General features: G+C 67.1%; 23 protein-coding genes. 19 read left to right on the top strand and 4 right to left on the bottom strand.

From position 1 onward, the window contains the following. Positions 1-171 precede the first annotated feature (171 nt). Positions 172-603 (bottom strand): OsmC family protein, encoded by a 432-nt coding sequence (locus tag ACMGRF_RS03360; protein WP_049414152.1) that lies wholly within the window; start codon positions 601-603, stop codon positions 172-174. A gap of 374 nt (positions 604-977) precedes the next feature. Here ACMGRF_RS03360 and ACMGRF_RS03355 point away from each other — a divergent pair, with 374 nt between their 5' ends. From ACMGRF_RS03355 to ACMGRF_RS03340, 4 genes are all read left to right on the top strand, one after another. Next, positions 978-1,376 (top strand): HU family DNA-binding protein, encoded by a 399-nt coding sequence (locus tag ACMGRF_RS03355; protein WP_005408442.1) that lies wholly within the window; start codon positions 978-980, stop codon positions 1,374-1,376. A gap of 294 nt (positions 1,377-1,670) precedes the next feature. Then, positions 1,671-1,979: a DUF3861 family protein gene (locus ACMGRF_RS03350; RefSeq protein WP_005415605.1), complete on the top strand. Its 309-nt coding sequence runs from the start codon at positions 1,671-1,673 to the stop codon at positions 1,977-1,979. Between the two features lie 56 nt (positions 1,980-2,035). Further along, the gene (locus ACMGRF_RS03345) at positions 2,036-2,575 is read left to right on the top strand and encodes a hypothetical protein (protein WP_180879882.1); all 540 of its coding nucleotides are present in this window, start codon (positions 2,036-2,038) and stop codon (positions 2,573-2,575) included. Between the two features lie 81 nt (positions 2,576-2,656). Beyond that, positions 2,657-3,253 (top strand): DUF1439 domain-containing protein, encoded by a 597-nt coding sequence (locus tag ACMGRF_RS03340; protein ID WP_049414158.1) that lies wholly within the window; start codon positions 2,657-2,659, stop codon positions 3,251-3,253. A gap of 38 nt (positions 3,254-3,291) precedes the next feature. On the opposite strand, the gene ACMGRF_RS03335 is transcribed toward ACMGRF_RS03340, so the two are convergent. Together ACMGRF_RS03335 and ACMGRF_RS03330 are read right to left on the bottom strand one after the other, a co-directional pair. Then, on the bottom strand, positions 3,292-3,834 hold the full coding sequence (locus ACMGRF_RS03335; protein WP_099495215.1) for a type 1 glutamine amidotransferase domain-containing protein: 543 nt from the start codon (positions 3,832-3,834) through the stop codon (positions 3,292-3,294). A 122-nt stretch (positions 3,835-3,956) separates the two neighbouring features. Beyond that, a complete protein-coding gene (locus ACMGRF_RS03330; RefSeq protein WP_012479369.1) occupies positions 3,957-4,424 on the bottom strand; it encodes an SET domain-containing protein in 468 nt (155 codons plus the stop codon). A 210-nt stretch (positions 4,425-4,634) separates the two neighbouring features. Here ACMGRF_RS03330 and ACMGRF_RS03325 point away from each other — a divergent pair, with 210 nt between their 5' ends. The 5 genes from ACMGRF_RS03325 to ACMGRF_RS03305 all read left to right on the top strand — a co-directional run bounded on the left by ACMGRF_RS03325 (position 4,635) and on the right by ACMGRF_RS03305 (position 9,937). Continuing rightward, entirely contained in the window at positions 4,635-5,090 is a 456-nt protein-coding gene (locus tag ACMGRF_RS03325; protein ID WP_049414161.1) for an SUF system Fe-S cluster assembly regulator, read from the top strand. Between the two features lie 17 nt (positions 5,091-5,107). Then, positions 5,108-6,583, top strand: coding sequence for a Fe-S cluster assembly protein SufB (sufB, locus tag ACMGRF_RS03320; RefSeq protein WP_049414162.1), 1,476 nt, complete (start codon positions 5,108-5,110; stop codon positions 6,581-6,583). A gap of 74 nt (positions 6,584-6,657) precedes the next feature. Further along, on the top strand, positions 6,658-7,422 hold the full coding sequence (gene sufC / locus ACMGRF_RS03315; RefSeq protein WP_049414163.1) for a Fe-S cluster assembly ATPase SufC: 765 nt from the start codon (positions 6,658-6,660) through the stop codon (positions 7,420-7,422). Then, positions 7,422-8,684: a Fe-S cluster assembly protein SufD gene (sufD, locus tag ACMGRF_RS03310; protein ID WP_180879884.1), complete on the top strand. Its 1,263-nt coding sequence runs from the start codon at positions 7,422-7,424 to the stop codon at positions 8,682-8,684. Before sufC ends, sufD begins: the two co-directional genes overlap by 1 nt. Further along, entirely contained in the window at positions 8,681-9,937 is a 1,257-nt protein-coding gene (locus tag ACMGRF_RS03305; protein ID WP_049414166.1) for a cysteine desulfurase, read from the top strand. The genes sufD and ACMGRF_RS03305 overlap by 4 nt, the downstream gene beginning before the upstream one ends. A gap of 41 nt (positions 9,938-9,978) precedes the next feature. Here the strand turns inward: ACMGRF_RS03305 and ACMGRF_RS03300 are convergent, their stop codons facing one another. After that, the gene (locus ACMGRF_RS03300; RefSeq protein WP_049440250.1) at positions 9,979-10,629 is read right to left on the bottom strand and encodes a transposase; all 651 of its coding nucleotides are present in this window, start codon (positions 10,627-10,629) and stop codon (positions 9,979-9,981) included. Positions 10,630-10,836: 207 nt separating this feature from the next. Here ACMGRF_RS03300 and ACMGRF_RS03295 point away from each other — a divergent pair, with 207 nt between their 5' ends. From ACMGRF_RS03295 to ACMGRF_RS03250, 10 genes are all read left to right on the top strand, one after another. Next, a complete protein-coding gene (locus ACMGRF_RS03295) occupies positions 10,837-11,376 on the top strand; it encodes a GNAT family N-acetyltransferase (RefSeq protein WP_049413172.1) in 540 nt (179 codons plus the stop codon). After that, the gene (locus ACMGRF_RS03290) at positions 11,373-11,705 is read left to right on the top strand and encodes a non-heme iron oxygenase ferredoxin subunit (RefSeq protein ID WP_049413175.1); all 333 of its coding nucleotides are present in this window, start codon (positions 11,373-11,375) and stop codon (positions 11,703-11,705) included. Before ACMGRF_RS03295 ends, ACMGRF_RS03290 begins: the two co-directional genes overlap by 4 nt. Positions 11,706-11,881: 176 nt before the next feature. Further along, entirely contained in the window at positions 11,882-12,286 is a 405-nt protein-coding gene (locus ACMGRF_RS03285; RefSeq protein ID WP_049413176.1) for a hypothetical protein, read from the top strand. A 148-nt stretch (positions 12,287-12,434) separates the two neighbouring features. Then, a complete protein-coding gene (locus ACMGRF_RS03280; RefSeq protein WP_049440252.1) occupies positions 12,435-14,726 on the top strand; it encodes a TonB-dependent receptor in 2,292 nt (763 codons plus the stop codon). Positions 14,727-14,794: 68 nt separating this feature from the next. After that, a complete protein-coding gene (locus ACMGRF_RS03275; RefSeq protein WP_414485628.1) occupies positions 14,795-15,514 on the top strand; it encodes a tetratricopeptide repeat protein in 720 nt (239 codons plus the stop codon). Positions 15,515-15,524: 10 nt separating this feature from the next. Then, a complete protein-coding gene (locus ACMGRF_RS03270) occupies positions 15,525-16,202 on the top strand; it encodes a Fe2+-dependent dioxygenase (RefSeq protein WP_414485627.1) in 678 nt (225 codons plus the stop codon). Between the two features lie 164 nt (positions 16,203-16,366). Continuing rightward, positions 16,367-16,768 (top strand): hypothetical protein, encoded by a 402-nt coding sequence (locus tag ACMGRF_RS03265; protein WP_049413184.1) that lies wholly within the window; start codon positions 16,367-16,369, stop codon positions 16,766-16,768. A 145-nt stretch (positions 16,769-16,913) separates the two neighbouring features. Then, positions 16,914-19,334 (top strand): TonB-dependent receptor domain-containing protein, encoded by a 2,421-nt coding sequence (locus ACMGRF_RS03260; RefSeq protein ID WP_180879888.1) that lies wholly within the window; start codon positions 16,914-16,916, stop codon positions 19,332-19,334. Positions 19,335-19,500: 166 nt separating this feature from the next. After that, on the top strand, positions 19,501-20,139 hold the full coding sequence (locus tag ACMGRF_RS03255) for a PepSY-associated TM helix domain-containing protein (RefSeq protein ID WP_049440259.1): 639 nt from the start codon (positions 19,501-19,503) through the stop codon (positions 20,137-20,139). Positions 20,140-20,179: 40 nt separating this feature from the next. Beyond that, positions 20,180-20,698 carry a DUF2271 domain-containing protein gene (locus ACMGRF_RS03250; protein ID WP_049413191.1) on the top strand — a complete coding sequence of 173 codons (519 nt, stop codon included), beginning with the start codon at positions 20,180-20,182 and terminating at the stop codon, positions 20,696-20,698. Positions 20,699-20,710 lie beyond the last annotated feature (12 nt).

Below are 20,710 nucleotides of genomic sequence, written 5' to 3'. Positions count from 1 at the left end.
GGTAGAGCCGAAGGCAGCGGCAGGAGCCGCTGCCAACGTCGGACGCGACGGCCCGGAGGGTGGCGGCCAGGAAGGCCGCCATAATGCTGGCCGGCTGCTGCATGGACCTCGGCATGCTGCATGGACCTCGGCATCATGCGGTTGCCGGCCAGCGGCCGGCACTACCTTGGCTCAGCCCAGCTCGGCTTCCAGGCTGATCGGCACCGCGCTCAGTGCCTTGGATACCGGGCAGTTCTGCTTGGCGTCATCGGCGATGGCGCGGAACTGCGCCGCGTCGATGCCGGGCACCACCGCCTTCACCTTCAGCCGGATCTGCGACAGCTGCGGACCGCCTTCCAGCGACAGGTCGACCTTGGCTTCGGTGTCCAGCGAGGTCGGGGTGAAGCCCGCTTCGCCGAGCTTGGCCGACAGCGCCATGGTGAAACAACCCGCGTGCGCGGCGGCAATCAGCTCTTCCGGATTGGTGCCCTTTTCGTCGCCGAAGCGGCTGTTGAAACCGTAGCGGGTCTTGTCCAGCAGCCCACTCTGCGGCGTGCTCAACTGCCCCTTGCCCGTCTTCAGATCGCCTTCCCAGTGCGCGGTGGCGTGTCGCGAGATTCCCATTGTGCTGCTCCTGCGTGGCGGTGATGAACGGCTACCCTCGCACGCCACGCGTTAGCCCTGCGTCGCTCCGCCGCACGCCGGACGTCGCCCCCCCGAGCCCGGCGCGTGGACACTTCCTCGCCAGCCCGGAACGCATTTTCCTCTTGTTTTCAGTGGTTTCGCGCACCCCACCAATCGGCGGGCGCCGGCGATCGAACACGCTGGCGTGCCCCCATCCCCCATTGCCGACCATGTACTGAATCGGCCTGGATATGAAAAAACATGCACTTTCCGCGCTTCGGGCTATTGGCGGCGCCCAAGAGTTGCCCTACATTGCGCTTGCCGACGGGGTTCGGCGCCGACCAAACAACCAACCGTTCACGGAACAGGAAACCATGGCAAAGACCGCTAAGAAGGCTGCCCCGAAGAAGGCAGTGAAGAAAGTCGCGACGAAGGCAGCCGCCAAGCCGGCCGCTCCGAAGCCGATCAAGGAAGTGCTGACCAAGTCCGGCCTGGTTGCACACATCGCTGAAGCCTCCGGCGTCGTCGCCAAGGACGTCCGCGCTGTGCTGGCCTCGCTGGAAAGCGCCGTCGCCTCCTCGGTGCACAAGAAGGGCGCTGGCTCCTTCACCCTGCCGGGCCTGCTGAAGATCACCACCGTCAATGTGCCGGCCAAGCCGAAGCGCAAGGGCATCAACCCGTTCACCAAGGAAGAGCAGTGGTTCGCCGCCAAGCCGGCCACCACCAAGCTGAAGGTGCGTCCGCTGAAGAAGCTGAAGGACGCTGCGCTGTAAGCGCGCGCCCCAACGTGGATTCCGACGGGACGGCTCTGGCCGTCCCGTTTTTTTTTGCGTGCCCGGCGGTGGATCCACGCCATGCGTGGATGCGTCGCGCTGCGGCAATCCGCAACACAGCGTTGCCGCCTCCCGGGGAATGCCCGTACAGGCCCGTCACCACGGGCCGAGCGCGGCCTGGGCAGGTGCTGGAACGTACCGGGTGGAACACTGCGTGCAGCGCCGGCCGTCGCCTCAGGCCGTGGCCTTGCCTATGGTGGGCACATCCTCCACAGCTACGGCGAGCACACCCTCATGGCCAGCCCCTCCACCCGCTACCGGATCTCGGTGACCCCCATCGAAAAGGACGGGCTGCAGTGCACAGGGCGCTGCACCATCGAACTGGAGCATCGCGCCAGCCGCGACCTGATGCGCCTGCTGGAGGCGGCCCCGCGTACCGCCGGTATCAGCGGCGACGAGCGTGCGACCCTGGTGATCGCCACCCAGCTGCTGCGCGATATCGTGCAGCGCCATGCCGAGACCGGCGGCCACGCACTGGCGGCCATCGCCGGCCAGGTCCTGCCAGCGCTGGACGCTCTGGATCAGCTGCCCTCCTCCCGCTGATCCCGGCGCAATCGCTACACTGCCGCCCTCCAGGTTGCCTCGGGGAGGAGGCAGACATGCGCAGGATCCTGTTGCTGATCGCACCCCTGGTGCTGCTGGGCTGTTCACGCCCGGCAGCACAGACGACCGGCGGCATCGCGGCAGCGTCTGCTCCCGTCGCTGCCACCGCAGCGGCGGACACCCGCACCGGCCCCGATCCCGCAGCAGTGCAGGCAAGTGAAATGCCGGTGCTGTCTGCTGTCGCCGACGATGCCGAGCCGCCATCGACGATGCTCAACCGCTACGTAGCGGCGTTGCTCAACCGCGACCGCGCCGCCAGCGATGCCGCCTGGACGATCCCGCCCAGCGACCCGCGGCATGCGGACGACGCCGCGCTGCGGCAGCTGCAGGACCTGCGTACCCTGCGCCTGCAAAGCGATCCCCCGGTCGCCCGCGATGATCGGCAGCCACCGCAGCTGCTTGAGGTGCCGGTGCAGATCCGCGCAGTCACCGCCAACGGTACGTTCCGCTTCGGTGGCTGGTACCGCGTGCAACCCAGCAGCGACGGCAGCGCCTGGCAGATCCAGTCGGCGCAACTGCGTCCAATGCTGGACTGAACCGTTACAACCGCATGCACGCGCGATTCAGCCTGCACGGCTACTCTTTGATCCATCAATTCCCTGCCATCGGTCACCGCCATGCGCCTGCGTTCCCTGATGACCCGCCTCGCTGCCTCCACCGTACTGATCGCAGCTGCGATCGGCGCGCAGGCGGCTCCCTCCATTTCCGGCCGCGAACTGTCGGTGGGTGCCAGCGACGTCCAGCAGTACCTCGATGGCAGCTTCCCGCGCACCCAGGACGCCCTTGGCGGCCTGATCTCCCTGACCATGAGCCATCCTCAGCTGAGCCTTCCGGCCGGCGAGCGCTTGAACCTGGGCATGGACGTGGCACTGGCCACCGCCGGCGGCAACCCGGCCAGACTGGGTACGGTGAAGCTCAGCAGCGGCCTGCGCTACGACGCGCAGACCCAGGGCTTCCACCTGCAGCAGCCCAGCGTGGACGACTTCACCCCGGCCAACCAGGGCGGCCGCCTCGACTCACGCACCCGTGGCCTGCTCAATGCCTGGCTGAGCGACTACGCCCAGCGCGAACCGATCTACAAGCTGGACCCGGCCGTGGCCGGGGTGCTCGGCGCGCTGCAGGTGCAGGCGGCACAGGTGAAGAACGGCAAGCTGGTGGTCACCTTCAACCAGAACCTGGGCAACCTGGTGCCGGCAGGCCTGCTGGGCAAATAAGGGAGTGCCGGCCAGCGGCCGGCACTACCGGCAAGGCATCACGCGGCAAGTGCCTTGACCACCGCCTCGCTGAAGGCGGGAATGTCATCCGGCTTGCGGCTGGTGATCACGTTGCCGTCGACCACGACCTCGGCATCGCGCCAGTTCGCACCTGCGTTGGCCAGGTCCTGCTGAAGGGAGGGCCAGGAAGTCAGCTGGCGGCCATCTGCCAGCCCGCTGTTGATCAGCAGCCATGGGCCATGGCAGATCGCCGCGACGGGCTTGCCGGCTTCATCCACTGAGCGGATGAAGCTGAGTACCGCGTCGTCGGTGCGCAGTGTGTCCGGATTGATGACGCCTCCGGGCAGCACCAGGGCATCAAAGCCCGCCGGATCCGCCTCGTCCAGCGGAATGTCGACCGCGACGGCGTCGCCCCAGTTCTTCTCCTTCCAGCCCTTGATGGTCGCTTCCTTTGCGGGCGACACCACGCTGACGCGCGCGCCTTCCGCTTCCAGCAGCCGTTTGGGCTCGGTCAATTCGGACTGTTCAAAGCCGTGGGTCGCGAGGATTGCGATCTGCTTGCCCTTCAATCGCTCTGCCATGGGTGCACTCCGGTTGGGGGAGTGCACAGCGTGGACGAACGGCCCTTGCACGGCGGTGACCCTGCCGTGCACGGCAGGTGGAGAGGACCCGTGCCGGCCAGCGGCCGGCACTACCGGAAGGATCAGCGCTTGGGCTGCAGCATGGTGCCGGTGCACTTGGGCGAGCCGCAGCGGCATTCCCAGATCTTCTTCAACTTGGCGGTGTGACGCTCGGCCAGGGTGATGCCGTAGTTGTAGGTCAGCTCCTCGCCAGCCTTGATATCGCGCAGCGCCTCGATGAACACCTTGTCGCCGCGGCTGTCGCCGTCCTCATCTTCCTCGATCACCGCCTCGCAGTTCGGGTCGCAGCTGTGGTTGATCCAGCGCGCGTCGTTGCCCTTGTAGTTGGCATCGATCACCCAGTCGTCATTGAGGGTGAACAGGAAGGTATGGCCGCTTTCGACATCGCCGCTGTCATCGGCATCAACGTCGCCGTGGCTGCGCAGCAGGCCCTTGTACTGGATCACGCGCTCGCCCTGCTTGATCGGGGCGACGGCGAACACGCCATTGCCATGGATGGCGGACTTGCGGGCTTGGATCTTCTTCGGCATCGGCACGGGCTGTTTGCAGCGAATGGAACAGGGATTCTCGCCCATTCCGGGTGATTGCGAAAATCACCCGGTTGGCGCAGCATGGCGCCCCGGCAGCGCCCGCCGGCAGAGCCTGCCAGCCCGGCCCCAGCGCCGGCTGAATGCCCGGGTTGGATGGTGGCGAATAAAAGCGTACAATTTCAGTCCGCTTTAAGAACCACTCGCATCCCCATGTTGCGCGTCACCAAGCTCACCGATTACGCCACTGTCGTGCTGACCGTGCTCGCCGCCCGTCCGGGCGAGGTGCTCAGTGCCACCGAACTGGCCGAATTCACCGGCCTGGAGCCGCCCACCGTCAGCAAGGTACTCAAGCCGCTGGCCCAGGCCGGCCTGGTCGAAGGCCTGCGCGGCGTCCGTGGCGGCTACCGGCTGACCCGCCCGGCCATCGAGATCTCGCTGTTCGAAGTGGTCGAAGCGATGGAAGGGCCGCTGGCCCTGACCGAATGCAGCCACGACCACCACCAGTGCGGCATGGCCCCCAAGTGCGGCGCGCGCAGCAGCTGGCGGTTGATCAACGACGTGGTCTCCGAGGCCCTGCGCGACGTCAGTCTTGCGCAGATCCTGCCCCCCCTTCCCCTTGCCGATGACGAACAGCGCCGCACCATCGCTGTCGACGTCGTCTCCTGATCCACAGGCAGCCCCCCATGGCCACCGAAACCATCGAAAACGTCGCCCACGACGACACCCCCAACCGCGAGATCCACGAGCAGCTCGGCCGCAAGTATTCGGCTGGCTTCATCACCGAGATCGAGTCGGACTCCCTGCCGCCGGGCCTGGACGAGGACACCATCCGTGCCCTGTCGGCCAAGAAGGACGAGCCGGAGTGGATGACGCAGTGGCGCCTGGACGCCTACCGCCACTTCCTGACCATGCCGATGCCGGACTGGGCCAAGCTGGAGATCGCCCCGATCGACCTGCAGGCGCTCAGCTACTACTCCGCGCCGAAGGGCCCGAAGTACGCCTCGCTGGACGACGTGCCGAAGGAACTGCTCGACACCTACGACAAGCTGGGCGTGCCATTGCACGAGCGCGCCAAGCTGGCCGGCGTGGCGGTGGACGCGGTGTTCGACTCGGTCTCCGTCGGTACCACCTTCCGCAAGGAACTGGCCGAGAAGGGCATCATCTTCTGCTCGATGTCCGAGGCCATCAAGGAACACCCGGAGCTGGTTCGCCAGTACCTGGGCACCGTGGTGCCGGTGGGTGACAACTACTTCGCCGCGCTCAACTCGGCGGTGTTCTCCGATGGCAGCTTCGTGTTCATTCCCAGGGGCGTGCGCTGCCCGATGGAACTGAGCACCTACTTCCGCATCAACGCCGGCCACACCGGCCAGTTCGAGCGCACCCTGATCGTGTGCGAGGACAAGGCCTACGTCTCCTACCTGGAAGGCTGCACCGCGCCGATGCGCGATGAGAACCAGCTGCACGCTGCGGTGGTCGAACTGGTGGCACTGGAAGACGCGGAGATCAAGTACTCCACGGTGCAGAACTGGTACCCGGGCGACGAGAACGGCGTCGGCGGCATCTACAACTTCGTCACCAAGCGTGCCGAATGCCGCGGCGCGCGCAGCAAGGTCACCTGGACCCAGGTCGAGACCGGCTCGGCGATCACCTGGAAGTACCCCTCGTGCGTGCTGCTGGGCGACGATTCGGTCGGTGAGTTCCACTCGGTCGCGCTGACCCATCACCGCCAGCAGGCCGACACCGGCACCAAGATGATCCACGTCGGCAAGCGCACCAAGAGCAAGATCGTCAGCAAGGGCATCAGCGCCGGCCGCGGCCAGAACACCTATCGCGGCCTGGTGCGTGTGGACCGCAACGCCGACGGCGCGCGCAACTACACCCAGTGCGATTCGCTGCTGATCGGCAAGCAGTGCGGCGCCCACACCTTCCCCTACATCGAGGTGAAGAACCCGGGCGCCACCGTCGAGCACGAGGCCACCACCTCGAAGATTTCCGACGACCAGCTGTTCTACTGCCGCGCCCGTGGCATCAGCCAGGAAGACGCGGTGTCGATGATCGTCGACGGCTTCTGCAAGCAGGTGTTCCGCGAACTGCCGATGGAGTTCGCAGTGGAAGCCAAGAAGCTGCTGGAAGTCTCGCTGGAAGGTTCGGTGGGCTGACCGCCCGCCCCTGCCCCTCGCAAACGCATTCTCTTTACCGGCGGGCCCTGGCCCGCCCCACGGAAACCCCCACCATGCTGAAGATCGACAATCTCCACGCCCGCATCGGCGACAAGGAAATCCTCAAGGGCCTCTCGCTGGATGTGAAGCCCGGCCAGGTGCACGCCATCATGGGCCCCAACGGCGCCGGCAAGTCCACCCTGGGCAATGTCCTGGCCGGCCGCGACGGCTACGAAGTGACCGAAGGCAGCGTGCAGTTCGACGGCGTCGACCTGCTGGAGCAGGACCCGGAAGCACGTGCCGCCGCCGGCCTGTTCCTGGCGTTCCAGTACCCGGTGGAGATCCCGGGCGTGAACAACACCTACTTCCTGCGCGCGGCACTGAACGCCCAGCGCAAGGCGCGCGGCGAGGACGAACTCGACTCCATGCAGTTCCTCAAGCTGGTGCGCCAGAAGCTGGCCGTGCTGCACCTGAAGGACGAACTGCTGCATCGTGGCGTCAACGAAGGCTTCTCCGGCGGCGAGAAGAAGCGCAACGAGATCTTCCAGCTGGCCGTGCTGGAACCGAAGCTGGCGATCCTCGACGAGACCGATTCGGGCCTGGACATCGACGCGCTGAAGAGCGTGGCCGACGGCGTCAATGCGCTGCGCGCCGCCGACCGTTCGTTCCTGGTCATCACCCATTACCAGCGCCTGCTGGACTACATCAAGCCGGACGTGGTGCACGTGCTGGCCGATGGCCGCATCGTCAAGAGCGGCGGCCCCGAACTGGCGCTGGAACTGGAAGCGCACGGCTATGATTTCCTGAAGGACCGGGTCGTGCCCGAGGCGGCGGTCTGATGAGCGCCCTGCTCGACTCGATGGCCCAGGCCTTCTGCGGCAGCGATGCGCGCCGCGAAGTGCTGGATGCGGCCCTGCGCGACGGCCTGCCGGCCGCCCGCAATGAAGCCTGGAAGTACACCTCGCTGCGCCAGCTGGAACGCCGTGCGTTTGCTGCGGCACCGCTGCAGGGCCCGGCGCTGGACGCCGCGCTGCTGGACGACATCCCGGCACCGCGCCTGGTGTTCGTCAACGGCCGCCTGGATGCCGCGCTGAGCGACGTGCAGGCCCTGCCGGCCGGCGTGCAGCTGCAGCCGCTGTCGGCCGCACTGGCCTGCGGCGAAGACGCCGTGCGTTTCCTTGGCCGCCGCTACGAGCGCAGCGAGGAGATCTTTGCCCGCCTCAACGCCGCGCTGGCCGATGAAGGCGTGGTGCTGCGCGTGGATGAAGGCGTGCAGGTCGAAGCGCCGCTGCAGCTGGTGTTCGCCAGTGTGGCCGGCGAGACCGACCTGGCCTGGCATCACCGCCACCTGATCGAACTGCGTGCCGGCGCCAGCCTCGGCGTGGTCGAGCACCGCTTCAGCGTCGGTGATTCCACCCACCTGGACAACACCGTGCTGCATGCCCACGTCGCCCGCGATGCCGTGCTCAAGCACGCCCGCGTGCAGGCCGGCAGCGCGCGCCAGACCAGCTTCCTGCGCACCGACGCCGTGCTGGCCCGCGACGCGCAGTACCACCGCGTCGACCTGGAACTGGGCGCCGCGCTCAGCCGCCATGAACTGAATGTGCGACTGGAAGGCGACAACGCCCAGCTGACCGCCAACGGCGTGCTGCTCGGCAATGGCCGCCGCCACGTCGAAACCCGCCTCGGCATCGACCACATCGCCCGCGATACCGCCTGCGAACTGCTGTGGCGCGGCGTTGCCGCCAACCGCAGCCGCGTGGTGTTCCATGGTGGCATCCAGATCCGCGAAGGCGCCGATGGCACCGACGCGAACCTGTCCAACAAGAACCTGCTGCTGTCGGCCGACGCCGAGATCGACACCCAGCCGACGCTGGTGATCGACGCCGATGAAGTGAAGGCGGCGCACGGCGCGACCGTTGGCCAGCTCGATGCCAATGCGCTGTTCTACCTGCGCTCGCGCGGCCTGCCGCAGGCCCAGGCGCAGGCGCTGCTGAGCGCTGCGTTCTGCCATGAACCGCTGAAGATCCTGCCGGACGCGCTGCGTGCGCAGCTGGCACGCCGCCTGGACAAGGCCTTGGCCGAGGCGGGTGTGGCATGAACCTGTCCACGCCGCGCCCGATCGAAGAACGCACCGGCGCCCCCGACTGGGACCGCGTCCGCCTCGACTTCCCGCTGCTGATGCGCGAAGTACACGGCAAGCCGCTGGTCTATTTCGACAATGCCAACACCGGCCAGAAGCCGGTGCAGGTGATCGGCGCGGTGGACGAGTTCTACCGCCGTTACAACGCCAACGTCAGCCGCGCGGTGCATGCACTGGGCAGCGAAGCCACCGATGCCTACGAAGGTGCGCGCAACACACTGGCGCGCTTCCTCAACGTGCGCCCCAGCGACCTGGTGCTGTGCAGCGGCACCACCTTCGCCATCAACCTGGTGGCGTATTCGTGGGCGCTGCCGCGGCTGAAGGCCGGCGACGTGATCCTGGTGTCGCGCATGGAGCACCACGCCAACATCGTGCCGTGGCAGCTGGTCGCGCAGCGTACCGGTGCCACCATCCGCGTGGCCGAGATCACGCCTGACGGCGCGCTGGACCTGGATGCGCTGCGCGCGGCGATGACCCCCGAGGTCAAGCTGCTGGCGGTCACCCACGTTTCCAATGTGCTCGGCACGGTCAACCCGGTGCGCGAGATCTGCCGTGAAGCGCGCAAGCGCGGCATCATCACCGTGGTCGATGGCTCGCAGGCGGTGCCGCACCGCAAGGTCGACGTGGCCGCGATCGGCTGCGACTTCTACGCCATCACCGGCCACAAGATGTGTGGCCCGACCGGTACCGGCGCGCTGTGGGCCCGTCGCGAGCACCTGGACGCGATGCCACCGTTCCTCGGCGGCGGCGAGATGATCAAGGAAGTCAGCTTCGACGGCACCGTGTTCAACGACGCCCCGCACAAGTTCGAAGCCGGCACCCCGAACATCGCCGGTTTCATCGGCCTGGGCGTGGCCGCCGACTACCTGCAGCAGCTTGGCCAGGACAACGTGGAAGCGCGCGAAGCCGAACTGCTGGCGCACTTCACCGAAGAGCTGCGCCGCGTCGATGGCCTGCGCATCATCGGCCAGGCACCGGAGAAGGCCGCCGTGGTCTCGTTCCTGATCGATGGCGCGCATGCCCACGACCTGGCCACCCTGCTCGACCTGGAAGGCGTGGCCGTGCGATCGGGCCAGCACTGCGCACACCCGCTGCTGCAGTACTTCGGCGTCGCCGCCACCTGCCGTGCCTCGCTGGCGTTCTACAACACGCATGCCGAGATCGAGCGCTTCATGGCCGCGCTGACCAAGGTGCGCAAACTGTTGGGGTAACCCCGGAAGACCGGGGTCAGATCCCTTTCGGAAGACCGGGGTCAGATCCCTTTCGCATCGCGAAAGGGCTCTGACCCCACCAGCATTCCCGACAGCCGCCGTTGCGACTGCAATGCCCGCCGGATCGCCAGCAGATCCCCCGCCGGAATACCCGCCTCGATGAACTCCACATAGCGCCTGCGCCGTTCATCCGCATCAGAACCCATCAGCTCGAGTGCCGAATGCGGCTCGAGCAGCGCATTGGGCCTGCCACGCGCATTGGCGCGATAGCTGGACCAACGATAGTCGCCGGGATGCGCCACCTTCCCCGCCCGAACCGGGTTGAGCTCTATGTAGCGCTGGCAGGCCAGCAGATAGCGATCCGAATCCACCACCGTGGAGTGGAAGCGCCCTTCCCATAACGTGCCGGTGCGGCCCTGCCGATCATTCACCCGACGTACGTAGGTCCGGCTCACGGCCTGCATCATCCGTGACAGCCCGCCGCAGACATCAGGCGTTGCCAGAAGATGGACGTGGTTGCCCATCAACACATAGGCGTGAACCCGGCAATGCTGCTGGTGCGCGTGATGACACAGCAGGCGAAGGTAGGCGACGTGGTCGCCATCGGTGAAGAACACGGGCTGGCGGTTGTTGCCGCGCTGGACGACATGTTGCGGATATCCGGGTGCATCGACCCGTCGTGGCCTCGGCATGGGCTGCTCCTGGTAACAGGGGGTCAGAGCCCTTCGCTGCGCAAAGGGATCCGACCCCGAGCATCTGCCGATTCCGCGCCCGTGCCAGTCGGTCCATGGCCTGCCGTTGGGTCAGTAGACGCCGGGGGCAGAGCTCCTCCGCCTTGCGAAAGGGATCTGCCTCCTCCCCCCATTTGCGCCCGCCCACACCCCACCTAGAATGGGCCCATGAGCACCCTGACCTTCCGCGCCGCCACGCCGGCCGACATCCCCGCCCTGATCGCCCTCGTCACCTCGGCCTACCGGGGCGACGCCAGCCGCGTGGGCTGGACCACCGAAGCCGACCTGCTGGATGGCGCCCGCATCGACGCCGAAGGCATCCAGTCCGACCTGGACCGCCCGCGCTCCACCATCCTGCTGGCCGAGCGCGATGGCCTTCTTGTCGCCTGCGCCCACGTTGCCGATGTCGACGGCAAGGGCTACTTCGGCATGTTCTCGGTCGATCCGGCGCAGCAGGGCGGCGGCGTCGGCAAGCAGCTGATGGACGCCGCCGAAGCCCACGCCGCACGCGAATGGAACGTGCCGGTGATGCAGATGACGGTGATCGACGTACGCGACGAACTGATCGCCTTCTACGAGCGTCGTGGCTACCAGCGGACCGGCATCAAGAAACCCTTCCCGTATGGCGACGAACGCTTCGGCATCCCCAAGCGCGACGACCTGCGCTTCGAGATCCTGGAAAAACCGCTGGCCGGAGCGGCCGCGTGAGCGATACCTGGACCTTCGTGTGCGCCAGCAACGAGCTGCTGCCCGGTGAAATGAAGAGCGTGTTCGACGAGGTGACCGGCACCCCGATCGTGGTGTTCAACCTCGACGGCGAGCTGTACGCGCTGGAAGACCAGTGCACGCACGAGGAATTCGAGCTGTCCTCTGGCGAATTCAACACCGCCGAAGGCAGCGTGGAGTGCGTACTGCACGGTGCGCGCTTCGACGTGCGCGATGGCCGCGCCCTGTGCGCCCCGGCCTACACGCCGGTACCCAGGTTCCCGGTGAAGCGCGAACACGACGCCGTCTGGACGCGCGACGACCGCGATTGAGGCCGCGCCCCGACCTTGGGGGGTATCCACCCAAGGGCTGGATCTGCAGGAGGCCCGCAAGGGCCTTCCGAGGGCGTTCCCCGGCCGCCCCGACGTCCCGCAACATCCCGTACATGCGAATCATTATCGTTGATGTTATTCTACGTAACATCTTCGTAACGACTCGCCCTCGCGCCATGGCTTCGCCCGCGCCCACTGCCACGTTGTGCCAGCTCGCCCGCCAGGGGTGGCCGCTGGCCGTGGCCGTGCTGCTGACGCTGCTGCTGGGCTGGTCGGCGCTGCACGAAGGACGCAGCAACGACCCGACTGCCCAAGGGTGGCAGGCACATGCCGAAGGGTTGCGTCAGGTCATGCCATTGCCGGCGCCGTCGGCAGACGAATGCCCGCAACATGCTGCACCTGCACCGGAGCCGCCGCTTGAGGGTGAGGGCAACACGCCCTGCACCGGACTGGCACCCCTGCGCGCGCCCCTGGTCGCACATGTTCCGCTATGGCGCTCCGACGCCCTGCGCCGGCAACTGCACGATCCCGCACTGCGATTGAACCCCGGCCACGCGCCGCCCGCACCGCACGCCGGCTGAGGCGCCCTGCGGCCGTTGCCGTGCGCCTGAAGTCGTTCACCGCATCGCCGGGCATCGGCCCGGTTCTACAGAAAAGCTCTCTACGTGTCGTCGCGCTGTCTGCGCTTCGGCCTTCGCCGTTTCCCGATCCACGCCACTACCCATAGCCATGACCCACATCACGTCCCGCAAACACGCCCCGCGCGTATCCCTGCTCGCCACCGCCACCCTGGCCGCCGGCTTCGCGCCGCTGGCCGCGCAGGCTGCCGACAGCGCCGATGCCGCATCCAGCAAGGCCACCGACCTGGACAAGGTGCAGGTGCGCGGCAGCTGGTTCAATCCGTCCTCGCCGAAGTTCACCGCCGAACTGCTGGACACCCCCAAGTCGGTGTCGATCGTCTCGGAGAAGCTGATCGCCGAAACCGGTGCGACCAACCTGCAGGATGCGCTGCGCATGGTGCCGGGCATCACCTTCGGTGCCGGCGAAGGCGGCAACCCGACCGGCGACCGCCCCTTCATCCGTGGCTTCGATTCGCAGAGCAACGTCTTCGTCGACGGCCTGCGCGACGTCGGCTCGCAGACCCGCGAAATCTTCGACCTGGAGCAGGTGGAAGTGGTCAAGGGCCCGAGCTCGGCCTACGGTGGCCGTGATTCCGGTGGTGGCAGCCTGAACCTGGTGAGCAAGACGCCGAAGCTGAAGAACGAGACCAGCGCCAGCATGGGCATCGGTACCGACAGCTACGCACGCGGCACCGTGGACGCCAACTACGTGCTGGGCGATGGCATCGCCGCGCGCCTGAACCTGATGAAGCACGAATCGGACATCGCTGGCCGCGACGCCGCCAATGTCAGCCGCTGGGGCGTCGCACCGTCGATCGCATTCGGCCTGAACGGCCCGGCGCAGCTGATCGCCAGCCACTACCACATGCAGAGCGATGACCTGCCGGACGCCGGCGGCTTCCCCTATGGCAACCCGAACGGTGCGCCGGCCTCGAAGTGGGTCGATGGCCGCCCGATGGTGCCGGACCGCAACAACTACTACGGCCTGGTCGACCGTGACTTCCAGCGCACCCGCGCCGACATCAGCACCCTCGATGCCAGCTACGATTTCGGCGGTCACAAGCTGCGCAACATCGCGCGCCTGGGCAACACCAGCAACGATTACCTGTGGACCCAGCCGGACGACAGCCAGGGCAACCCGAACAACTACGGCACCCTGTGGCGCCGTACCAACAGTCGTGCCGTCGACGTCAAGAGCTTCGCCGACCAGCTGGGCCTGACCGGTGCCTTCCAGACCGGCGCGCTCAAGCACAGCTACAGCGCTGGCGTGGAATACAGCGACGAGAAGATGACCCGCGGCAGCTACCTGATGACGCCGGGCACCAGCAACCCGCTCACCGGCAACAGCAAGTGCCCGACCACCGGCGCGGCCACCGGTTACAACTGCACCGATTTCGCCCATCCGGATCCGCGCGATCCGTGGGCGGCCACGCATTCGGTGTACCGCAGCGACAAGGCACTGGACGTCGAGCAGCGCACCAGGACCACCTCGGCCTACGTGTTCGACACCATCGAGCTCAATGAGCAGTGGATGATCAACCTCGGCCTGCGCTACGACGACTTCCGCACCACCCTGACCACTCCGGTGGCGGGCAAGGCACCGACCCGCGTGCGCAACAGCAACGACTTCCTGAACTACCAGGCCGGTGTGGTGTTCAAGCCGGCCGCCAACGGCAGCATCTACCTGTCGTGGGGCACCTCCTCGACCCCGCCCGGCATGGACGGTGGTGACGGTTCGGACGGCCTGAGCGCCGCCGTGGCCGACCTCAAGCCGCAGGACACGAAGAACCTCGAACTGGGCACCAAGTGGGACCTTTTCGACCAGCGCCTGAACCTGACCGCAGCGATCTTCCACACCGTGATGAACAACGCACGCGTGACGGTCGACAACGGCACCAGCCAGAACGCCGGCAAGAAGGAAATCAACGGCTTCGAACTGGGCTTCACCGGCCAGCTGACCGACGCCTGGAGCCTGTACGGCGGCTACACCTACCTGGACTCGGAACTGAAGGACAACGGTTTCGTCTGTGGCGCACCGGTGGGCCGCACCTGCCCGTCCAACGTGTACGTGCCGTCGCCTTACAACGGCAACGTGTTCCCGAACACTGCCAAGCACAGCGCCAACCTGTGGACCACCTACCGCTTCCCGATCGGCCTGACCCTCGGCGCCGGCGCGTTCTACTCGGACAAGCAGTACGGTGATGTCGCCAACACCAAGTGGATCCCGAGCTACACCCGCTTCGACGCGATGGCCAGCTACGCGATCCAGGACAACATCAGCCTGCAGCTCAACGTGCAGAACCTGACCGACAAGACCTACTTCACCAAGGCCTATGCCTCGCACTACGCGAGCATCGCCCCGGGTCGCTCGGCCACCCTGGCACTGAACGTGAAGTTCTGAAGTAGCTTCGCTCCACCACGGCGGCAGGCGCTCCTGCCGCCGTTTTTGTTTCCGGCGATACTCACCCCATGGTTACCCGCACTCCCATCGACCGCGACGCCCTGGCCGAGCTGCTGCAGCACGATCCGCAGGCCGCGTTCGCACGCGTGCGCGACGCCGCGCAGGCCGGACAGGTCGAGGCACAACTGCTGCTCGCGCAGATGCTCATGGAAGGCAAAGGCACCGCACAGGACGCCTCGGCCGCGCTGCTCTGGTACGAAACCGCCGCCAACAACGGCGCACCGATGGCGATGAACATGCTCGGCCGCTGCCATGAGCTGGGCCAGGGCACCACGGCCAACCCGGCACTGGCGGCGGTGTGGTACCGGCGTGCGGCCGACACCGGGCTGGACTGGGGCCTGTACAACCTGGCCAACCTGCTGGCCACCGGCCGCGGCGTGACCCAGGACCGCGCGCAGGCACTGGCCCTGTACACCCGTGCCGCGCACCTGGGCCATGCCAAATCGATGAACCTGCTGGCCCGCCACCTCGAGGACGGGCTGGATACCGCACCCGATCCGCAGGCGGCGCTGGCCTGGTACCAGCGCGCGGCCGAGGCCGGTGATTTCCGCGGCCAGGCCAACTATGCCTCGATCCTGCTGCAGGCCGGCCAGGTCGAGCAGGCCGTGCACTGGCTGCAGCTTGCACTGGCGCACGGCAGCCCGGCGTTCATGGCGCACATCGTGCCGGAGCTGGCCGCATCGCCGCATCCACAGGTGCGCGCCCTGGTCGCGCCACCGTCGCTCTGAGGAGTTCCGCATGCTGCTGCACATCCCCGATGTTCTCAGCGCCGACCAGGTGGCCGACTTCCGCCGCCGCCTCGATGCTGCCGACTGGACCGATGGCCGCGAAACCGTCGGCCATCTGGGCGCGCAGGCCAAGCACAACCAGCAGCTGCCCGAGGCGTCGCCGCTGCGCCGCGAGCTGGGCGAGATCATCCTCGTCGCGCTGGCCCGGCATCCGCTGTTCTTCAGCGCCGCGCTGCCACTGAAGTACCTGCCACCGCGCTTCAACCGCTACAGCGGCGGCGGCACCTACGGCTTCCATGTCGATGGCGCCGTGATGAACCTGGCCAACGGCGAACAGCTGCGTTCGGACATCTCCTGCACCCTGTTCCTGTCCGCGCCCGAGGAGTACGAGGGCGGCGAGCTGATCATCAGCGACACCTACGGCGAGCACGAAGTGAAGCTGCCGGTTGGCGACCTGATCGTCTACCCGTCCAGCAGCCTGCATCAAGTGCGCCCCGTCACCCGCGGCGCGCGCGTGGCGTCGTTCTTCTGGGTGCAGAGCATGGTCCGCGACGATGTGCAGCGCCGCCTGCTGTGGGAAATGGATGGCTCGATCGAGCGCCTGCGGCAGACCGGCGGCGACGCCGAGGCGATCCTGCAGCTGACCGGCGTGTACCACAACCTGCTGCGGCGCTGGAGCGAAGTCTGAGCCCCATTCGGCAAGCCTGAGTCGGTTTGGAAATCATTCTCATTTGCAACAGCTAAAAGCTCTCATTACAATCACGCCCCGTTGATGCCGGCCGCTGCCGGCAGACCCCTGGGGACCTCTGCTTGCTGCGCCCGTTTCGCCCTCGCCCACTCATCCATCGCAAGATGGGCGCCGCCATGCGCGGCCAGCGTCCTGCGCTGGCCAGCCTGCTGGCGTGGGTGGCGATGCTGGCCTTGCTGCTGGGCACCCTGCCACTGCTGCCACACGGGCAGGCCGGAATGGCCGTGCAGATGCCGCTGGAAGAGCGCGGTGGCGAAGCCCCCCTGCAGGAAGAGGCGCCGGCCAAGCTGCGCCGCGGTGCCTCCACTCCGGTGAAAGCGACTGAGAACGCACACCCGCCGCTGCTGCTGGCCAGCCAATGGCTGCGCACTGAACTCGACCTCGTACCCGCCACGCCGGCCACGCCCGGCGTGCGCCCGGACTGGCCGCTGGCCACTCCGGACACGCCCTGGGCCGATGCGCCCGGGCGTCGCCAGCAACGCGGCCAGGCGCCGCCGCTCGCCTGATCCACGGCCCGACGTGACCGCCTGCGTGGTCACGCCTGTACGCCGCTGCCTGCTTCATCCCTGCCGCCCCTGACCGGGCCTTCCGCGCCTGCCGCGCCCTTCGCGCACGGCATCGCGCCACCCTGCATCCTTCGAGGTAACTGCCATGGCCCAGCGCCATCGTGTCCGTTCGTCCCTGTCCCGTACCCTGCTGACCAGCGCCGTGCTGGCCGCCATGACCGCCCCTGCCTTCGCCCACGGTGACGCTTCCGGCGCGCCACAGACGCTGGACAAGGTGGTGGTCACCGCCTCCGGCTTCGAGCAGAAGGTGGTCGATGCACCGGCCAGCATCAGCGTGGTCAGCCGCGAGGAACTCAGCAAGCGCCCCTACACCAACCTGGTCGACGCGCTGCGCGACGTCGAAGGCATCGACGTCGGCCTGGAGGCCACCGACAAGAACGGTCGCGCCACCATCTCCATGCGCGGCCTGCCGTCCGAATACACCCTGGTACTGATCGATGGCCGCCGCCAGAGCAATGTCGGCCAGCTGTACCCGAACAACTTCGGTGGCGGCCAGTTCGCCTACCTGCCGCCGCTGGATGCGATCGAACGCATCGAAGTCGTGCGCGGCCCGATGTCCACCCTGTACGGCTCGGATGCGATGGGCGGCGTCATCAACATCATCACCCGCCGCAACCAGGACCGCTGGCAGGGTGCGCTCACCCAGGGCTTCACCGTGCAGCAGGACGATCAGTTCGGCGATGCACGCACCACCGACCTCTACCTCAGCGGCCCGCTGCTGAAGGACCGCCTCAGCCTGGCGGTGCGCGGCAGCTACTACGATGCCAAGGCCTCCAATCCGGAGTGGGACGCACTGACCCTGCCCGACGGCGGCCTGTGGGAGCGCAGCATCGGCTTCGGCGGTGGTGGCAAGTCGGTGGCCAATACCAACTGGAACACCGGCGTACGCCTGGACTTCCGCGTCAACGACGATCACGAACTGTGGCTGGACTACGACGTGTCGCGGCAGAAGTACGACAACCGCGAAGGCCAGACCGGCACGCTGGACAGCCTGGCCAGCCTCTGGCGCGTCGGCAATGCGGTCATCCCCAACCCGAACGGCAGCGGCACCGTCACCCGCCGCGTGGTGCAGCCGCGCGTGGGCTACACCGCCTACCAGCGCTATGAGCGCGACCAGCTGTCGCTGACCCACCAGGGCCGCTACAGCTTCGGTACCTGGCAGACCTCGCTGACCCACAGCAAGAGCAGCAACCTGGGCCGTTCGCTGCCGCTGACCCTGGAAGAGCGCGCCAACCTGCAGACGCTGTGGAATGACGTCTGCCGCCGCACCGGTGCTGCCAACCATTGTGCGGCCGGCCGAGGCAACGCCCTGGCCGCCCTCAACCCGAGCGAAATGGCACGCCTGCAGGCGTTCCTGCCGCGCCCGCTGCGCACCATGGAACTGGAAGGCTACGTGCTGGACACGATGCTCGACCTGGACTTCGGCGCGCACACGCTGACCGTGGGTGGCCAGTACAACAACACCGACATGATCGACGGCGTGTTCGGCATGGATGGCGCCGGTTATCGCAGCAACACCAGGCAGAAACACCGCATGTGGGCCCTGTTCGCCGAAGACAACTGGGCGCTGACTGACACCCTCACCGCCACCTTCGGCCTGCGCTACGACGACCACAACGTGTTCGGCAGCCACGTCAGCCCGCGTGGCTACCTGGTGTGGAACGCCAGCGATGCGTGGACCTTCAAGGGCGGCGTCAGCACCGGCTACAAGACCCCGCGACCGGACCAGCTGTTCCCGGGCATCACCGGCTTCGGTGGCCAGGGCGTGCTGCCACTGGTCGGTTCGCCGAACCTCAAGCCTGAAACCAGCACCAACTACGAGCTGGCCGCCTACTACGAAGGTCAACGCTGGGGCTTCAACGTCACCGGCTTCTTCAATAAGTTCGAAGACAAGATCGCCAGCGGTGGCACCTTCCCGAACTGCGAAGTGGCCCGCGCCGGCAGCGGCTACTGCGTGGACATCGGCCCGGGCTGGGCCGCACTGGGCTACAGCACCTTCACCCAGAGCGTGAACATCGACAAGGCTGAAACGCGGGGTGCCGAACTGGCCGCCCACGTCGACCTGCTCGACACCCTGCAGCTGCGCGGCAACTACACCTGGACCAGGAGCGAGCAGACCAGTGGCGCACAGAAGGGGCTGCCGATCAGCGGCACCATGCCGGCAAAACACATGGCCAACGCCAGCCTCAACTGGCAGGTCAACGAAGCGGTCAGCCTGTCGCTGATCGGCGAGGGCCGCTACGACCGCTACCGCGACACGCTGCTGGACGCCAACGGCGCCAGCCACACCCGCTACTACGAGGACTACACGATCTTCCATCTCGGTGGCAGCTGGAAGGCCACGCCCTGGCTGACGGTGAACGCACGGGTCAACAACCTGTTCGACAAGGATTTCGTCTCGCAGTCGTGCCTGTTGATCAGCCAGAGCGAGTTCAACTGCGTGGACGACTATGCGACCAAGGACCAGCGCCGCAGCTACTGGATTTCGCTGAACGCGAAGTTCTGACCGCCGCGTCCTGCTCCTGCTTCACGCATGGCGTGGATCCACCGATCGGTAGTGCCGGCCGCTGGCCGGCAACCCGAAACAACTCCGGGATACAGAACGACACGCAATTGCGAGCTATTCTCATCAATGATGTAATGGGCAGTCCCCGTCCGCCTCGAACCGTGCCGTGAGCCGTCCTGCCTCTTCCACCGTGGCGCAGCAACAGAACCGTGGCTTCTGGCTGCGGACGCTGCACCAGTGGCACTGGATCAGCTCGGCGGTGTGCCTGATCGGCATGCTGCTGTTCGCGGTGACCGGCCTGACTCTCAACCATGCCGCGAAGATCGAGGCCAAACCCCAGGTGCAGAACCAGCACCTGGAGCTGCCGGCCGCGCTGCTGGGCCAGCTCGGCACGCGCGAAGACGGCAACGCGCCGATCCCGCGCCCGGCCCGGCAATGGCTGGACACGCAGCTGGGCATCGCCATCGGTGGACGTCCGGCCGAGTGGTCGGCCGAGGAGATCTACCTGTCGCTGCCACGCCCCGGTGGCGACGCCTGGCTGAGCATCGACCGCGAGACCGGCGCGGTGGAGTACGAATCGACTTCGCGCGGCGTGGTCTCCTACCTCAACGACCTGCACAAGGGCCGCAACGCAGGCCCGGCATGGGGCTGGTTCCTGGACCTGTTCGCCGTGGCCTGCCTGGTGTTCTGCATCACCGGCCTGTTCCTGCTGCACCTGCATGCGCGGCAGCGGCGCATGACCTGGCCGCTGGTCGGCCTCGGCCTGATGATCCCGCTGTTGATCGCCCTGCTGCTGATCCACTGACTTCCACCGTGAATTCCATCCGTTCCTCCGGAGCCGCCCCATGCGCGTCACCCTGACCATCGCCCTCAGCGGCCTGCTGGCCACCTCGCCGGCCTATGCCGCCACCCTCGACATCAACGTCGAAGTGCCCAAGCTCAACGTGGCCGAATACCACCGCCCGTATGTGGCGGTGTGGCTGGAAGGCGCCGACCAGAAGGTCGCGGCCAACCTGTCGGTCTGGTACCAGCAGACCAGCAACAGCGAAGGCCACGGCACCAAGTGGCTGCCCGACCTGCGCCAGTGGTGGCGCAAGAGCGGCCGCACCCTGCAGGTGCCGGTGGACGGCGTGACCGGCCCGACCCGCCCGGCCGGCAAGCACGCGCTGTCGTTCAACGACAGGCAGCCGGCACTGAAGCAGCTGGCCCCCGGCAACTACACCCTGGTGGTCGAAGCAGTGCGCGAAGTCGGCGGCCGTGAACTGCTGAAGATCCCCTTTACCTGGCCGGCCACCGCCGCGCAGAACGGCAAGGCGCAGGGCGCCACCGAACTGGGCCAGGTCACCCTGTCCGTCAAACCCTGAAAAGGGGACGGA

This window comes from Stenotrophomonas sp. EMP41, assembly GCF_047495535.1.
GTDB lineage: Bacteria > Pseudomonadota > Gammaproteobacteria > Xanthomonadales > Xanthomonadaceae > Stenotrophomonas > Stenotrophomonas sepilia.
Note: the sequence above shows the minus strand (reverse complement) of the source record. Positions and strands in the feature narration are given on the sequence as shown.

What these genes read in the sequence shown, in the direction of transcription:
- ACMGRF_RS03250 (WP_049413191.1), top strand. Translation starts at nt 20,180, where the DNA reads ATGCGCGTCACCCTGACCATCGCCCTCAGCGGCCTGCTGGCCACCTCG.
- sufC (WP_049414163.1), top strand. Translation starts at nt 6,658, where the DNA reads ATGCTGAAGATCGACAATCTCCACGCCCGCATCGGCGACAAGGAAATC.
- ACMGRF_RS03360 (WP_049414152.1), bottom strand. Translation starts at nt 603, where the DNA reads ATGGGAATCTCGCGACACGCCACCGCGCACTGGGAAGGCGATCTGAAG.
- ACMGRF_RS03300 (WP_049440250.1), bottom strand. Translation starts at nt 10,629, where the DNA reads ATGCCGAGGCCACGACGGGTCGATGCACCCGGATATCCGCAACATGTC.
- ACMGRF_RS03340 (WP_049414158.1), top strand. Translation starts at nt 2,657, where the DNA reads ATGCGCCTGCGTTCCCTGATGACCCGCCTCGCTGCCTCCACCGTACTG.
- sufB (WP_049414162.1), top strand. Translation starts at nt 5,108, where the DNA reads ATGGCCACCGAAACCATCGAAAACGTCGCCCACGACGACACCCCCAAC.
- ACMGRF_RS03345 (WP_180879882.1), top strand. Translation starts at nt 2,036, where the DNA reads ATGCGCAGGATCCTGTTGCTGATCGCACCCCTGGTGCTGCTGGGCTGT.
- ACMGRF_RS03265 (WP_049413184.1), top strand. Translation starts at nt 16,367, where the DNA reads ATGGGCGCCGCCATGCGCGGCCAGCGTCCTGCGCTGGCCAGCCTGCTG.
- ACMGRF_RS03295 (WP_049413172.1), top strand. Translation starts at nt 10,837, where the DNA reads ATGAGCACCCTGACCTTCCGCGCCGCCACGCCGGCCGACATCCCCGCC.
- ACMGRF_RS03350 (WP_005415605.1), top strand. Translation starts at nt 1,671, where the DNA reads ATGGCCAGCCCCTCCACCCGCTACCGGATCTCGGTGACCCCCATCGAA.
- ACMGRF_RS03330 (WP_012479369.1), bottom strand. Translation starts at nt 4,424, where the DNA reads ATGCCGAAGAAGATCCAAGCCCGCAAGTCCGCCATCCATGGCAATGGC.
- ACMGRF_RS03335 (WP_099495215.1), bottom strand. Translation starts at nt 3,834, where the DNA reads ATGGCAGAGCGATTGAAGGGCAAGCAGATCGCAATCCTCGCGACCCAC.
- ACMGRF_RS03260 (WP_180879888.1), top strand. Translation starts at nt 16,914, where the DNA reads ATGGCCCAGCGCCATCGTGTCCGTTCGTCCCTGTCCCGTACCCTGCTG.
- ACMGRF_RS03355 (WP_005408442.1), top strand. Translation starts at nt 978, where the DNA reads ATGGCAAAGACCGCTAAGAAGGCTGCCCCGAAGAAGGCAGTGAAGAAA.
- sufD (WP_180879884.1), top strand. Translation starts at nt 7,422, where the DNA reads ATGAGCGCCCTGCTCGACTCGATGGCCCAGGCCTTCTGCGGCAGCGAT.
- ACMGRF_RS03280 (WP_049440252.1), top strand. Translation starts at nt 12,435, where the DNA reads ATGACCCACATCACGTCCCGCAAACACGCCCCGCGCGTATCCCTGCTC.
- ACMGRF_RS03275 (WP_414485628.1), top strand. Translation starts at nt 14,795, where the DNA reads ATGGTTACCCGCACTCCCATCGACCGCGACGCCCTGGCCGAGCTGCTG.
- ACMGRF_RS03285 (WP_049413176.1), top strand. Translation starts at nt 11,882, where the DNA reads ATGGCTTCGCCCGCGCCCACTGCCACGTTGTGCCAGCTCGCCCGCCAG.
- ACMGRF_RS03325 (WP_049414161.1), top strand. Translation starts at nt 4,635, where the DNA reads ATGTTGCGCGTCACCAAGCTCACCGATTACGCCACTGTCGTGCTGACC.
- ACMGRF_RS03305 (WP_049414166.1), top strand. Translation starts at nt 8,681, where the DNA reads ATGAACCTGTCCACGCCGCGCCCGATCGAAGAACGCACCGGCGCCCCC.
- ACMGRF_RS03270 (WP_414485627.1), top strand. Translation starts at nt 15,525, where the DNA reads ATGCTGCTGCACATCCCCGATGTTCTCAGCGCCGACCAGGTGGCCGAC.